Origin of the sequence: Dyadobacter sp. CY327, assembly GCF_021390415.1 — a bacterium.
GTDB lineage: Bacteria > Bacteroidota > Bacteroidia > Cytophagales > Spirosomataceae > Dyadobacter > Dyadobacter chenhuakuii.
The window spans coordinates 765,134-779,231 of record NZ_JAJUXJ010000007.1 but is presented as its reverse complement, the minus strand read 5'-3'; the positions used below and the strand labels follow the sequence as shown (position 1 = coordinate 779,231).

Here is a 14,098-nt window from a genome sequence, read left to right as displayed (position 1 = left end):
CGTAAACATCTTGTGCTGATTAGGCTTGCAAGACTACTTTTGTTCAACTTTTAACCTGAAAGGGGTATGAAAACAAAGATCAGTCTGCTTTTCTATTTGAAGAAGCCGAAGAATTATCAAAAAGTGCCGGTGCCGATTTACTTACGGATTACGGTTGAAAGTAAAAGAGCAGAATTTACGACCGGGCGGGAATGCGAGCCTAGCCGGTGGAATGCGGTGGCTGGTAGAGTGACTGGCGCGAAAGAGGCCGTGAAGTCTGTTAATGCCTATCTCGGTAATCTCGAACAGCAATTGTTAGATGCCCACGCCGCCCTGGTTCGTGACGGAGCATTGATAACAGCGGAAACGATCAAAAACAAATATCTAGGCGTTGGCCCAAAACAGCGATTATTGATGACAGTGATCGCAGACCACAACGAGCGGATGAAGGCATTGATTGGCCAGGAATATGCGATCGGCACATTCAACCGCTACAAGGTTCTTGAACGTCACACCGTGGCATTTTTAAAGAGGGATTACAGCACGACTGATTTTGACATCAGCCGCATAGATTTTGCTTTCATAGCCGATTACGAGTTTTATCTCCGCTCTGTCCGCAAGATGGGCAACAATGCTGTGGTGAAACACATGAAAATGTTTCGTAAGATCGTAAACATTTGCCTGGGTAATGGCTGGATTAATCTCGACCCTTATTTGAACTTCAAGGGCAAGTTTAAGAAGGTTGATAAGGCAATTCTAACCAGGGCTGAACTAGACTTGATGGCCAGCAAAGAATTTGCCAGCGACCGGCTCTCACAGGTGCGGGACACCTTTCTTTTTTGTTGTTTCACTGGCCTGGCCTATTCTGATGTCCAGAAGCTCGAAAAAAGCCAGATAGCCAGGGGAATTGACGGAGAGCAGTGGATTTTCAGCCAGCGGACTAAAACGAATGTTAAATCGCATATTCCGCTATTACCGGAAGCGCTTCAAATTATTGACAGATACAAAGAACATCCACTTTGCGAGGCGCGTGGATTAGTATTTCCTGTGCCTAGTAATCAGAAGATGAATGATTATCTGAAAGAAATTGCCGTAATCTGTGGGATTAATAAAGTTCTTACTTCACACGTAGCCAGGCATACGTTCGCCACTACTATTACTTTGCAAAATGGCGTTCCGATTGAGAGTGTTTCTAAAATGCTTGGGCATACGAACATTCGTACTACGCAGATTTACGCCAAGATTCTTGATACGAAGGTTAGTGAGGATATGCAGGCTCTGAAAGGTCGGCTCTCACGAAGGTCTGGCACGGAAGGATAGCGCTGCACCTTCTCTCTCACGACCCCTCCTATTGTGAGAGGGGATCGCGAGAGAGAAGGTGAAAACGGCAAGGGAAAAATAATTTTCAGGACTTTTTAACTATGGATGGAACCGCCTAATATGCCCAGCCTTATAGACTTGGCTTAGCAATGTGCCCTATCCAGAGGATGAAGATGTTTCGATTAATCGTCTTGGAACAATTTGCAAATGCTCATCTTTGCGGTCGGCCTAGACAGTATTAATGCCCAAAATCAACTGTTAAAAAGAAATATCTTCTGGCCATTCCCAGTGCTTCAAAAACTCGGTAGATTTGGCATTGCCTGGTTGAGCTTGTCCCCTAAATCGAGATACTTCTAACTCTCAAAAACTATATTTTAATTAATACACAGCAAAATGAAAGGTCAAAAGTTATCTACCGAGAACATCAGGTTAATTCAAGAAGGCAACGTGGACACTGCGAAAAGCTACCTGAGTTTCGTAGATCGAGATGGCAGATCACCGTTATTTTACAGTATAATTGCTGGTAACACCAATATGACAGATAGTTTACTTACAGCGGGTGCGAATGTTGATCTTCAAGACAAAAATGGTTGGGCACCATTGCATTTTGCGGTTCAATCTTATAACCTAGCAGCAATTTCTTTATTGCTTCAAAATGGTGCAAATATTGAGATTTGTGATGAACATGGCAACACGCCATTGTGGCGCGCTGTGATGGCTTCGCAAGGAAAAGGTGGTGCAATAACTCTACTGCTCGACGCAGGAGCAAACCCGCATAGCAAAAACAATTCTGGAATTTCTTCGTATCACCTCGCCAAAGAAATTGCCAATTATGATATTATCAAATTCTTCTAATTTCGAGGCAATAAACCTACTTGGTTCTTCCTCTTAGGCGGTAGTCAACAAAGCAAAGATTATAACTTTTTCCTTCCTGTATGCAAACCCGGTATTGAAAATATTAGAACATTGATTGCCTCTTAACCGCAATCGGCCAGATGTCAGATTGTGTCACAATCTAATCTGGCCGCCCAAACGCTCCGGAGTCGCTGGCGGGAGAGTTTTATAAATATTCCTGGAAGAGTGGAAAATAAGTAGATTATGGATTTGGCTATATTTGTTTCCAAGAGTAGCCGATTGCAATACGAAGTTACCCCGCATATTGTACTAGCTTCTTACACGCATGACTATTTGGACCTTCTAAAAATTAAACCGTATGGAGATAACTGACTACAACGCTTTTGCCGGCGATTGTATTGACGAACTGAAAGCTTTGCAGGACCAATTCAAAGAAACTTTTGACATCGCTCAGGCAAACTGGTTCTACAATCAAGCAACCGGTTTACTGACTTTCTCCACCGATGACACTGAACTCAATTTTAAATATTTTCAAGTAGGGAGCTTCTCGTCAAAATCCGAAACATGGATGTGGTCATGGCACAATGAAAATACTTTGGAAAATGTTAAGGAACCCACGAGTCAGATAAGGGATTTTGGAGAGAGTTTCAATTTCGCCAAACTAACCGAGGGGCACTTCGCCAGCGATGAGTTTGAAGCTTGGGAATTCACAGCTATCTCGGTTAAACTTATAAAAGGGATTGGTGTCTACCGGCCCGTCAACGACGAAGGATTAATGATCTTTCTGGTCATAACCGAATTTGTTGACAATGAAACAGCGAAGAACATTAAGAACAAGTACATAGAATGCGGCGATCACGAATATAGAAGAGTTGCGTTTGTGTGTCAACACCTGAATTTCGATACCAAAGTTGGTTTTGAAGAATCTTTCGAAACCATTGAAGGAATGGAGCTGTCGGACGAGGATGACTTTCAAGCATGGTGTGACGAATGTGAAACAATAAGGGTTGCAGAAGATGGATGGAGCCGCAATGCGATGAAATTCGCGAAATATAGAGTCGTGTGCGAGGGATGCTATTTTAAGATGAAGACACTGAACCTAGGATCGGACTAAAGAACGTCTTTTGGAGGTCACCGTTGTGCTAACAGTGTCACGACAATTTAGCCTCTTCCCTTCCGAGCCACTGAAAAGCTTGCACATCGTAGGCGGGACCTTTGACATATAATTCTATCTTTGAGCTAATTGCAAGCTAGTCACCGCAAGTTGGTGAGTGACAAGGTGAGTAAATGATTTGGCAGGGCGTAAACAATTGATAAACAACTTGTTACTTCAAAAAATATGATCCCAGCGGGATCACAAAGGCGCCTCGAAAGGGGGCTATTTTTGTCTAATTGCAATTCCATACCTCAGTTGGAAGAGCAATACACCGGAACGCCGGCCGCTTTTAATGTATGGGTCCTGGCGGTGCCGCGATCGGCTTCGAATCCCAGCGGGATCACTTGAAGAAATAATAAAGCCTGCTAATCAATAGATTTGCAGGCTTTTTCTTTTCAAGATTACCCCAAAATATTCAATTTTCCAGAGATTTTTGGTGAGTAATTCGGTGAGTTCAATAATCTGCAAATTTTACTCACCAGGATCGAGTTTTAAATCTGGGAATAACCTGGACGCCTACCATGCTAATGTTTACTCTCTTTGAGCGACTTTATCACGTAAACGAAGCCCTGAAATCCATTGGAGATTGATTGGTTTTGTTTTTGAATAGCTTGCTGAAACTTTGCGAATGCTCAAAACCAAGCTCATAGGCAATTTCGGACATGCTTAACTGCGTCGTGGTCAGCCGCTCTTTTGCTTTCTCGATTAATTTCTCATGGATATACTGCTGTGCATTCTGCCCGATCAGCGAACGGAGCATATCACTTAAGTAACCCGGCGAGAGGTTCAGTTTTTCGGAAAGAAACTGAACGGTAGGAACCCCGTCATGCAGGGATTGCTGGCTGTTCAAATAATTATCCAGTATGGCTTCTGTTTTCGACAGTATATCATGGTTGACCACTTTGCGTGTAATAAACTGCCGCTTGTAATAGCGGTTAACATAGCTCAGCAGCAGTTCGATATGTGCGATCATGACCTCCTGACTGAATTCATCTACACGGCTATTGAGCTCCTGTTCCATATTCCTGTAAATCGAAAGGATATTTTCCTTTTCGGTGTCGGACAAATGAAGTGCTTCATTAGCTGAATATGCGAAATAGCCATATTGCCTGATCTTACTTGCCAACGGGTGGCCCAATAAAAAATCGGGGTGTATGAGCAGAATGTAACAGTAGGTCTTGCTATTATAGTCCGTGCTGCCCACTAATTGGTTAGGCGCCAGGAACAGCATGCTTCCTTCATCGTAATCATAATAGTCCCTTCCATACTTTAGCCTTCCGTTGTTATCGGTGATGAAGGTGATCTTATAAAAGCTAAGCAAGTCGTAGATCGGCGCCATGCTTGTATTAAAGGGGTTGCGCTCGTTGAAATGGACAAGGCTGATCAACGGATGCTGGGGTTTGGGCAAGCCGAAGGCCTCATGCGTTTCCGATATGGTTATGAACCGAATCAATTTGTCTTCCTTATTTTTCATCATATAAATGTATCAAAATCCCGTAACTATTTCCAGCCACGGGATTTTGACCTTTTTACTATCACCACGGAACAATGTTATCTGCTCCCGCATAGGCAGCCGGTCCTGTAAAGCTTCCTGTGGGAAGGTCTTCTGCCAGGGCCACCCTTATTGGCTCCCTGGAACCTTCCTCTACCGTATCGGTTCCCTGGAAATTATTAAGAGCCGTTGCCGTAAAACCCGGACTTACCAGGTGTACTTTGATATTTGCACTCTCTAAATCGATCGCCAGTGAAAGGAAAATACCATTGAGTGCAGTTTTGGATGCGCCATAAGCGGCGTCGAACGCAGAGCGGAAGGGGTTAGCCGGATTGGCATTCAAAGTAAGGGAACCCAGTGCGCTCGACACTGTGACAATCCGTGCTGTGTCGGCTTTCCTTAATAGAGGTAAAAAGGCTTGTGTCACGGCAAGTGTACCAAACACATTCGTTTCCCAGACCTTTTTCATTTCATCGATAGGCGCAATACTGGCGCGCTGAGCTCCAAGGACCTCTTCCATGGTGCGTCCCGGTTTTCCTGCATTTGAGATTGCTGCGTTATTGACCAGCAGCGTCAGGTATCCGGCTTCGCTTTGAATTTGCCTTACTGCTGCGTCGATGGACTGGGAATCGGTAATATCCAATTGAATCGCTTTTGACTGTTTGCCTATCCCGGTAACGGCAGCGTCCCCTTTGTCCTTGTTTCTGGCACCGACGTAAACGGTGTAGCCTTCATCAGCAAGTGATTTGGCGATCTGGTATCCCACGCCTGTATTTGCTCCTGTAACCAGTGCTACTTTCTTTTATTCTGTCTGCATATCATTTGAATTTTTATAAGGCAAAATTCGGTGATCGTAACACAGCGCTTGTAGCCGAAACAGGAAATGTTGTATCCAAATTGAGGGTGCATTCCGTATATGCATCCAGCTATTGGCAAGACCATTTCGGCTACAACAATCTCCACATCCACTACGAGCGCCAGCCGCAAGCCACGGAAATTTGTCTCTCGAAAAAAATAAGCAAGACAAATGACAAAGACGATTTTTATTACCGGTGCTTCAACAGGTATCGGAAGGGCTACGGCCAAATTGTTTGCGGCCAAAGGCTGGAAGGTGATCGCGACCATGCGCAAGCCTGAAAATGAAACAGAACTCAATGCGCTGAATAAGGTAACCGTGTTGCCCCTCGATGTGACCAACGCGCGGCAAATCCGTGAAATCACGCAGCAGGCGCTGGCTTTGGGCGATATTGATGTTGTATTTAATAATGCAGGGTATGGATTGTTTGGCGCATTGAAAGCGATGACCGACGAGCAGCTGGTTCAACAAATGGAAACCAATTTCTTCGGTGTAGTGCGGGTGACGCAGGCATTTCTCCCCTATTTCCGCGAGCGGAAAGCGGGACTTTTTATCACTACCGGCTATGAAAAGGGAACATCTCAAACCGCGCGTGTACCATTCCATTTCTGAAATGCAGCGCGCATTCGGCCTGCCACAACCATTGCACCCGCTGATCAGCTTGCTCGATTTCAATAAGGTGCGGATCACAGCCGAAATGCTGGCCGAAACTTTTTTCAATAGATTTCTATAACATCACCTACAACGAATCGGCGGGCTGCCGGATGCGCTATGGGCAAACAACCTACGACTTTCAGGAAGGCGGCATGTTTTTCTCCTCGCCGGGCCAGCCGCTGACGGGCATTCAGGTGGCCGAAGAAACCCTGGGATTTACATTGCTGGTACATCCTGATTTTCTTCGGAACTATCCTCTCGACGCCAAAATGAAACATTATGGCTTTTTCTCTTACTCGGTGACCGAGTCGCTGCATTTATCGGACAAAGAAAAGTTGATCATCGAAGGCATTGCCAGCAACATCGGCGACGAGCTCGAAACGGCGATCGACGACCTGAGCCAGGATGTGCTGATTTCGCAGTTGGAGCTGATGCTGAATTACAGTCAGCGGTTTTACAAACGCCAGTTCATTACCCGCAAACCGATCAACAATGCATTGCTGGAAAAGCTGGATCAATTGCTAAATAACTATTTCGACGACGAAACCGCCCTGCTGAAAGGACTGCCGAGCGTCCAGTATCTTTCCGACGAACTACACGTTTCGCCCCGCTACCTGGGCGATATGCTCCGCGCACTGACCGGCCAGAATACGCAGCAGCACATTCACAACAAGCTGATTGAAAAAGCAAAGGAGGTGCTGACATTCAGCGATCTGACAGTAGGGGAAATCGCCTACCAGCTCGGCTTTGAGCATCCGCAGTCTTTCAATAAGTTATTTAAATCAAAGACAAACTTTTCCCCTCTGGAATTCAGGGCGAGCTTTAACTGAGGCGCCGAGCATTGTCAAAGTTTGGCGGTATTCACCCCCTAGATTGTCGCATTTGCACAGTGTCAGGGCCAGGACTTAGTTTCACCTTTGTGATGCCTATATCTGCTTTATTGCAGTAATATAGCAAAAAGCTTCTCTGCCAACCGTACGAGAACAAATGCTGGTAAGCACAAGAATCAACTAAAAATATACCCAAATTATGAGAACAATCAACCCCTGGATCAATTTCAATGGAAATGCGGAAGAAGCATTTAATTTTTACAAATCCGTTTTTGGCGGTGATTTCACGAAGATCGTCCGTTTCAAAGACCTGGCAAACGATGAGTTTCCGATCCCAGAAAACGAGGCAGATAAAATAATGACCATCGTTCTACCCATAGGAAATCACAATGTATTGATTGCCAATGATGTGCCGGAATTTATGGGCCGGGTAAGCGAAAGTGAAAACAGGTCCAAAATATCCATCAGCGCAGAAAGCCGTGAAGAAGCCGAGCAAATTTTCAACGGACTGTCAGCAGGAGGAACTATTGAAGGACCAATAGACGAAAGTCCCTGGGGAACCTACGCTGGCATGTTCAGAGACAAATATGGAATAGAATGGATCGTGGAATTTGATCCAAGCTATAACGCGTAATACCAGCACAAGAAAAACGCCGTTCTGGGTTACCGGAGCGGCGTTTTTTATTCATTTCAGCGTGCCTATTAAATCCAGCTCTACTGCAATTCCAAACAAGCCATAGTAGTCAACTCAACCCTGGCTTGTTTCGGCAAACCTGCTACGGCTATGCAAGTGCGGGTTGGGAAGCGGTCGGTGAAGTAGGTTTGGTATACGGCGTTGAGTTCGTCGAAATAGCGCATATCGGTTAGGTATACGGTGACGCTGACGATGTGGCTGAATGTTAAATTGTGCTCGCTGAGTATGGTTTCAATATTCGTAAACACCTGCCTGACCTCGTCCTGGAAAGATGTCGTCACCAGCTGCCCGCCTGCCGAGCCGATCTGGCCCGAAATGAATAAGAATCCGTTGGAAACCAAAGCTTTTGAAATCGGAACTGCCGGTGCAGCAGCATTTTCATTTGTACTCATGTGATAATATTTTATTGATATGTTTGTATCTCAGCACCAAGTTATGCCCTTTGGATGAAAGTATCGATCCCCTTGGGCGTAAAAATCAAAGGTGATTGACGCAGTCTGAAAACCCTGGAAGTACATTATCAGTATATTCGGCCGGGCACTTCCTCTCTACAACATTACGAAAGACGCGATGCTCATTTTGCATCGGAAAGCGATACACTAACAATCAGAAATCTTTGTTATGCCAAAATTTTGTCTGTTGCTCCTTACAAGCGTATGCGCTCTTATTTCATTTGCTCAAACAAAAAAATCCACTGAATTCCCTGACGGCACCGAAATACCAGACTGGTTTTCAGACAGTTCCAAAATTGAGCTTTCGGATTTGGGTAAACAGTTTGTCATTACAAAACACGGGGTGTCAGCGGATAGCAACGCAGTACAAACGGCAGCTATCCAGAAAGTAATAGATTTGGCGCATCAGCAAGGCGGCGGCGTGATCATTGTTCCAAAAGGTACGTTCCTGAGCGGTGCCCTGTTTTTCAAGCCAAAAACGCATTTGTATGTTTCCGAAGGCGCGGTGTTGAAAGGCTCAGATAAGATTGCGGATTACCCGATGATGCCGTCCCGGATGGAAGGTCAGACGCTGGATTACTTCCCGGCATTGGTGAATGCGTATGGCGTGAATGGCTTTACAATCTCAGGAAAAGGAACGATTGACGGAAATGGGCTGAATTATTGGAAGGCATTCTGGCAGAGAAGAAAGGAAAATCCGAATTGTACTAACCTGGAAGTGTCGCGCCCGAGGCTGGTTTTTATATGGAAAAGCAATGATGTGCAGGTTCAGGATGTGCGGCTGCAAAATTCCGGTTTCTGGACGAGCCACTATTATCAATGCAATAACATTAAGATCTTGAATGTTCGGATTACGGCCCCGCATGTGCCCATTAAGGCGCCCAGCACGGATGCAATCGATCTCGACGTTTGTAATAATGTGTTGATCAAGGGGTGCTATCTGGCTGTAAATGATGATGCTATCGCATTGAAAGGTGGAAAAGGCCCTTATGCCGACAAGGATGCGGGGAATGGTGCGAACACGAATGTAATTATAGAAGATTCAGAATTTGGGTTCTGTCACGCGGCGCTCACGTGTGGCAGCGAAGCCATTCATAATAAGAACATTGTGATGCGCAACTGCCACATTACCAACGCTATGCGTGTGCTATGGCTTAAAATGAGACCGGACACACCGCAGAAATACGAGTTTGTGAGCGTTGAGAACATTACGGGTTACGCTTACAGTCTGATCTATGTAAAGCCCTGGAAGCAGTTTTTTGATTTGAAAGGACGTAAAGACGTGCCCCTGTCCTACTGCGACAATATCAGCCTGAAAAACATTGATCTGAAATGCGAAGTCTTTTTTGATGTCAGCCCCGGCGACTATGATAAGTTGTCCAAATTCAAATTCGAGAACCTGAATATTTCCGCAAAAAATGGAGCTTATGACAAAACCGTCGTTCAGGATTTCAGGCTGACCAATGTAAAAGTGAATGGTAAGATGATTGACTAAAATGGTAAAATGATTGACTAAATGATATAAGAAGCGAGACTGCCTGTGGGACAGTCTTGCTTTCGTTTTTATTTGTAATCCAACCACGTTGTAGCCACACAGTCTTTGTCGGTTTTGAACCTGATCCATCTGGCTCCGAAGTCTTTTGGAAAATCAAATGTGAATGTTTCACCTGCCTTCACCGTGAACTTCCCGGCTTCCATCCAAGGTCCGTTTCCAACCGGATCCACTTCCATCGTGAACGTGACATCATTGTTGGCTTTGTGAGAAAGCTTCAATGATTTTTTGTCATAAAAACCAATCAGATAAGGATCCGATGCAGCATTTGCTTTCACAGCAGCATCTTTCCACGGACCGCCCTGGCCGGTGGGTTTGCCGAGTTTCCAGAGATCATCGATCGCCCCTGCCCAAACCGCCGCCTTGTTATCACTTGAAGCAACAATGTGCTTGTTTCCTTTCAGATTCTTAGCGTCCACGCCGGTCATCACCAGCAAACCGCGGTAAGATGCATAATCATTAATACGCAGATTATGAGATGAAACCGGGCGGATTTTGGCATAACCATCCGCATTCTCAGCCGGCAGTTCATAAAAAGTACCATGGCAGTTGAAAAGATCACGCTCCGTTGACACTTCGCGGCATATGCGCAGCGCGCCATCATTGGTAAGGCCCGTAAAAGCATTATCGCCAAGCGGCAACCTCCATCTTCGTCCTTTGTCGTCCACAACCAGGACGGATGATTCGTCAACAGTCACCACTTTTTGCGGGATAGCAAACTTATTCTGAATAAAAGAAAGCGTTTTAGCATCTTCCTTTCGTACCAGATTCATGTCGGCATCCAGCTCATAATAACCTGACAATGTTGGCTTTCCTGCCGAATAATCCATGGCTGCAACACCCAGCGCGCGGCGGTTATCTCCCAGGCCGTAAAGCAACCCGCCCGAGCTGGCCGGTGCTGTTACATCACTCAAACCTGCAAAAATCGCATCGGGAGCCGTCTTACGCGGGTCATTGGCAATGTACGAAAAGTGCGCCGACGCATTCGTCGGTTTGTCCGCCTTGATCCTGATCCATTCTCCTCCGTCATTCGCGTTAAATTGGATGTTAGCAGCCTTTTTTGCCCCTACTTTTAATGTTTTAAGATTTGTCCAAAGTCCATTTCCATTTTTGTCCACTTCGAATGTAAAAGTCACCTCAGCGTCGCCATTGTTCTGGATCCAGGCGGAACGGTTGGCCCATCCGCTGAACAGAAACGGCTCGGAAGTAGCATTGGCCGCGATTTTCTCATTCAACCAAACGGCTCCCTCGGCTGTATTCGGGCCTAGCTGATCCGGCTGGTTCAGAGAAGTGAACCACAAGTTGGAATTGGATTGACCCGGCCCCTCAATGTTGCCTTTGGCTTTTCTTTTGTTCAAAAATTCCCTCTGCGCCGAATCGTCACAACCAAAAACCAGCTGATCCTTCCAGCGCGTAAAGTCACCAATCACTTTCAGGTATGAAGTCCGCGGCCGGATCCCCGCCGTATTTTTAGAGGAAAAATGGCCTGGAAATTCCCAGAACATGCCGTGCATCGTCATCAGATAATCCGGTTTTGCTTCTGTTCCTACATCCCGGATGCGCGGCCATTCTGTGTTCCAGCCGTGGGCGCCGTCGTAACTGTGACTTGCTTTGGGCAGCCTGAAAAATGTCCACTTACCATTGTCCCGCACGCCCAGCAGCACCGATTTGTGATCCCAGCCTGTTGCCCAGATCGGATCGGTTGCCGGATTTTTGTTGCCCAGAATGCCGCCCGGCCCCGTCACTTCCACAAACTGGTTGCGGCGAACCACTTTCCAATCCTTACCGTCCCATTCAGACAGTGAACCCGACTCAATATCAAACTGCTTCTCTGCAAGCTTTCCGGGCTCACCATTATTGGAGTAAACAGTCACGCCCTGACCGGAATAGTAACCTTTTCCGTGTGTTCCCGGAAGCAATCCATTGTATTGATAAGTCTGCTTATCCGCTGTTCTTTTATTGTTTTTGACATTCCCATCTTCATACAAAGTCTTCACTGCCAATGTTTTGACGTCCACTTCATAAAAACCTTCTTCCATGGTGCCATAGTAAATTTTGTTGGCAGGATCGGTCAGATGGCGCGCATTGCCGGTGTGCCGGCCCGGCATTGTTTTGTACGAAATCGTCTTTACATTTCCCTTGCCGTCTATGGCGTAAGGACCAATAAAAAGCTGGTTACTTTCCTGGTGGATCATGCGGTTGGCTGGCGTTCCGCCGATGCTTTCCGGGCGGACCGTTTGCGTCAGGTCCGTACCGATTTCATACAGCTTATCCGAAGAGCCGAAGGGCAAATGCGGCGCATACGTGATCGCCCAAAGCTTTCCGGCCCAGCCCACAACGGCACCCGTTCCACACTCGCCCTCGTTGTTATACATGGCAAGATGCGGATAGATGCCGCTGAATGAGGGTTTAGGTTTGGTCTTAGGCTGAGCAATAACGGAAAGGCTAAGCAATGCCAGCAATGCTGCAAAGCAATGGTTAAATTTTTTCATTAAAATAAAATGGTTTAAAACGAGTGTGATTACACCAAGTTTCTGATTATGAGATATAAAATGGTATGATTAGTAACCTGTATTTTGGGTAATTCCCGGATTTACACGGCGCTCGACGGCAGGAATCGGCCAGAGATATTGCCTTGTTTTATCAAAATTGCGTTGGGCAATGACTTTTACATCTGTTCCAAAGCCGCTATAATCCGCAATGCCGTCCGCATCAATCGGCGTCACTCCTGGAAACGGCCATTTCGTACGATTCTGTGCAGCCGGATCAGGCAGGCCTATCACAGGTTTGACAAGCACTTTTTCTGCCAACTTCCACCGGATCAGATCCATGTAGCGCAATCCTTCCCGTGGAAACTCCACGCGGCGCTCGCGGCGGAGTATCTGCCGTAAAGCGGCGGCATTGGAAAGCTTAATGGAAGGGTAAGCGGTTGTTTTGTCCACCGTAACGCCATAGGCCCGCGCCCGCACCTGGTTGATCGCATCCACGACCGTTTCGTCAATTTCGCCCAGTTCAATTTTCGCTTCCGCGTAGGTCAGCAGCATTTCTGCATAGCGGATTATGATGGCATCATTGTCTTCAACCAGCCGCTCCGGCCAGGTTTGATCAATGCCTTTTTTCCAAAGAAAACCCGTAAAACTCGCAAATGCAGCCACTGCGCGTGTGTCCTTGTTTGGGACTTTTTTGTTTTCTTTCACACTAAAAATCGTCAGCGAGTCGGGATGCGGAGTGTAGTTATAGCCCAGCCATTGCGTGTTAAACTCTACGATGGTCGCATTTAATCTCGGGTCCCGGTTTTTGAAGGGCATCTTAGGGTCGTAGAGCGGCGATTCGTCGATCAGCTTTCCGTCCACACATTCATAGGCGTCCATCAAATCACGCGTCGGTAATTGTGCGCCATAGCCGCCTGCGTTGCGCGAAATGTTGTCCTGGACATAAGCTGTATTGCCAAAAACCTGCTGTTTTTCATCTCTGGGAATGCTGATGATCAGCTCCTTACTGCTTTCGCCTGCTTTTACAAAAAGCTGAGAATAGGAATCGTGCAAGGAATAAGTGGCCAATTTCATAACCGCTTCGGAAGCTTCTTTTGCAATCTGCCATTTACCCAAATGCAAAGCTGTGCGCGCCTTAACAGCCAATGCAGCGCCTTTTGTCAGCCGTTTTACTTCGGCAGCTCCATAGTTTGCAGGCAAATTTGCGGCGGCAAAATCGAGCTCTGCGAAAACAAATGCCAGCACTTCCTCCTGGCTTGTGCGCGCAATGCCGTAAGATTCAGTCAATGTAACAGGCTCGGTCATCAGCGGAACGTCCCCGAAATGCGTGATCAGGCGTGCATACTGATAGGCCCGGATCAGCCGCATTTCTGCTTCCAGTCTTAAAAGGATCGCTGCAGGCGTGTTAGCAGCTGCTTTGTCTTTGTTGGCGAGAAACGAATTGGCGCGGGCAATGGCTTTGTAGCTGTTAAGCCAGTAAGTTTGCACGGGCACGTCATCTGCATTCATCGTTCCGCCGATCACGGCGTTGGTCAGCTGGGCGCGGTGCCATTCGTTATCGCTGAAAAGTTCATTATCATTGCCCCAGAACGTGATTCTGTACAAGTCATTCACAGCCAGTTCCAGCTCGGTCTGATTGGAATAGAATGTAGCAGTGGACGCCTCCGACAGCGGGTTGAGGTCGAGAGTATGACAGGCCGAAACCGATGTCATGAGCAGGATATATATTAATTTTTTCATGATCAATGATTTTGATTTTTTATAAA

13 protein-coding genes are annotated in these 14,098 nt (G+C 46.4%); 8 read left to right on the top strand and 5 right to left on the bottom strand.

The window, feature by feature from the left end:
• The first annotated feature begins 66 nt into the window (after positions 1-66).
• From LZG74_RS19550 to LZG74_RS19540, 3 genes are all read left to right on the top strand, one after another.
• Positions 67-1,299: a site-specific integrase gene (locus LZG74_RS19550; RefSeq protein ID WP_233798194.1), complete on the top strand. Its 1,233-nt coding sequence runs from the start codon at positions 67-69 to the stop codon at positions 1,297-1,299.
• A 393-nt stretch (positions 1,300-1,692) separates the two neighbouring features.
• Complete coding sequence (locus tag LZG74_RS19545; protein WP_233798193.1) at positions 1,693-2,154, top strand: ankyrin repeat domain-containing protein; 462 nt, start codon at positions 1,693-1,695, stop codon at positions 2,152-2,154.
• A gap of 358 nt (positions 2,155-2,512) precedes the next feature.
• Positions 2,513-3,268, top strand: a complete 756-nt coding sequence (locus LZG74_RS19540; protein ID WP_233798192.1) for a DUF6882 domain-containing protein — start codon at positions 2,513-2,515, stop codon at positions 3,266-3,268.
• Between the two features lie 595 nt (positions 3,269-3,863).
• On the opposite strand, the gene LZG74_RS19535 is transcribed toward LZG74_RS19540, so the two are convergent.
• Positions 3,864-4,784 (bottom strand): AraC family transcriptional regulator, encoded by a 921-nt coding sequence (locus LZG74_RS19535; protein ID WP_233798822.1) that lies wholly within the window; start codon positions 4,782-4,784, stop codon positions 3,864-3,866.
• Positions 4,785-4,845: 61 nt separating this feature from the next.
• Positions 4,846-5,592, bottom strand: coding sequence for an SDR family NAD(P)-dependent oxidoreductase (locus tag LZG74_RS19530; protein WP_255699557.1), 747 nt, complete (start codon positions 5,590-5,592; stop codon positions 4,846-4,848).
• Positions 5,593-5,829: 237 nt separating this feature from the next.
• On the opposite strand from LZG74_RS19530, the gene LZG74_RS19525 reads away from it, so the two are divergent.
• The 4 genes from LZG74_RS19525 to LZG74_RS19510 all read left to right on the top strand — a co-directional run bounded on the left by LZG74_RS19525 (position 5,830) and on the right by LZG74_RS19510 (position 7,776).
• Positions 5,830-6,270, top strand: a complete 441-nt coding sequence (locus LZG74_RS19525) for an SDR family NAD(P)-dependent oxidoreductase (RefSeq protein ID WP_233798190.1) — start codon at positions 5,830-5,832, stop codon at positions 6,268-6,270.
• A complete protein-coding gene (locus LZG74_RS19520; protein WP_233798834.1) occupies positions 6,224-6,391 on the top strand; it encodes a hypothetical protein in 168 nt (55 codons plus the stop codon). Before LZG74_RS19525 ends, LZG74_RS19520 begins: the two co-directional genes overlap by 47 nt.
• A 31-nt stretch (positions 6,392-6,422) precedes the next feature.
• Positions 6,423-7,142: an AraC family transcriptional regulator gene (locus LZG74_RS19515; RefSeq protein WP_233798189.1), complete on the top strand. Its 720-nt coding sequence runs from the start codon at positions 6,423-6,425 to the stop codon at positions 7,140-7,142.
• 199 nt (positions 7,143-7,341) lie between these two features.
• Entirely contained in the window at positions 7,342-7,776 is a 435-nt protein-coding gene (locus tag LZG74_RS19510; RefSeq protein WP_233798188.1) for a VOC family protein, read from the top strand.
• Between the two features lie 80 nt (positions 7,777-7,856).
• On the opposite strand, the gene LZG74_RS19505 is transcribed toward LZG74_RS19510, so the two are convergent.
• A complete protein-coding gene (locus tag LZG74_RS19505) occupies positions 7,857-8,228 on the bottom strand; it encodes a RidA family protein (protein WP_233798187.1) in 372 nt (123 codons plus the stop codon).
• Between the two features lie 229 nt (positions 8,229-8,457).
• On the opposite strand from LZG74_RS19505, the gene LZG74_RS19500 reads away from it, so the two are divergent.
• Positions 8,458-9,783: a glycoside hydrolase family 28 protein gene (locus LZG74_RS19500; RefSeq protein WP_233798186.1), complete on the top strand. Its 1,326-nt coding sequence runs from the start codon at positions 8,458-8,460 to the stop codon at positions 9,781-9,783.
• A 68-nt stretch (positions 9,784-9,851) separates the two neighbouring features.
• On the opposite strand, the gene LZG74_RS19495 is transcribed toward LZG74_RS19500, so the two are convergent.
• Together LZG74_RS19495 and LZG74_RS19490 are read right to left on the bottom strand one after the other, a co-directional pair.
• Positions 9,852-12,332, bottom strand: coding sequence for a hypothetical protein (locus LZG74_RS19495; protein ID WP_233798185.1), 2,481 nt, complete (start codon positions 12,330-12,332; stop codon positions 9,852-9,854).
• Positions 12,333-12,401: 69 nt separating this feature from the next.
• Entirely contained in the window at positions 12,402-14,072 is a 1,671-nt protein-coding gene (locus LZG74_RS19490; RefSeq protein WP_233798184.1) for a RagB/SusD family nutrient uptake outer membrane protein, read from the bottom strand.
• Positions 14,073-14,098 lie beyond the last annotated feature (26 nt).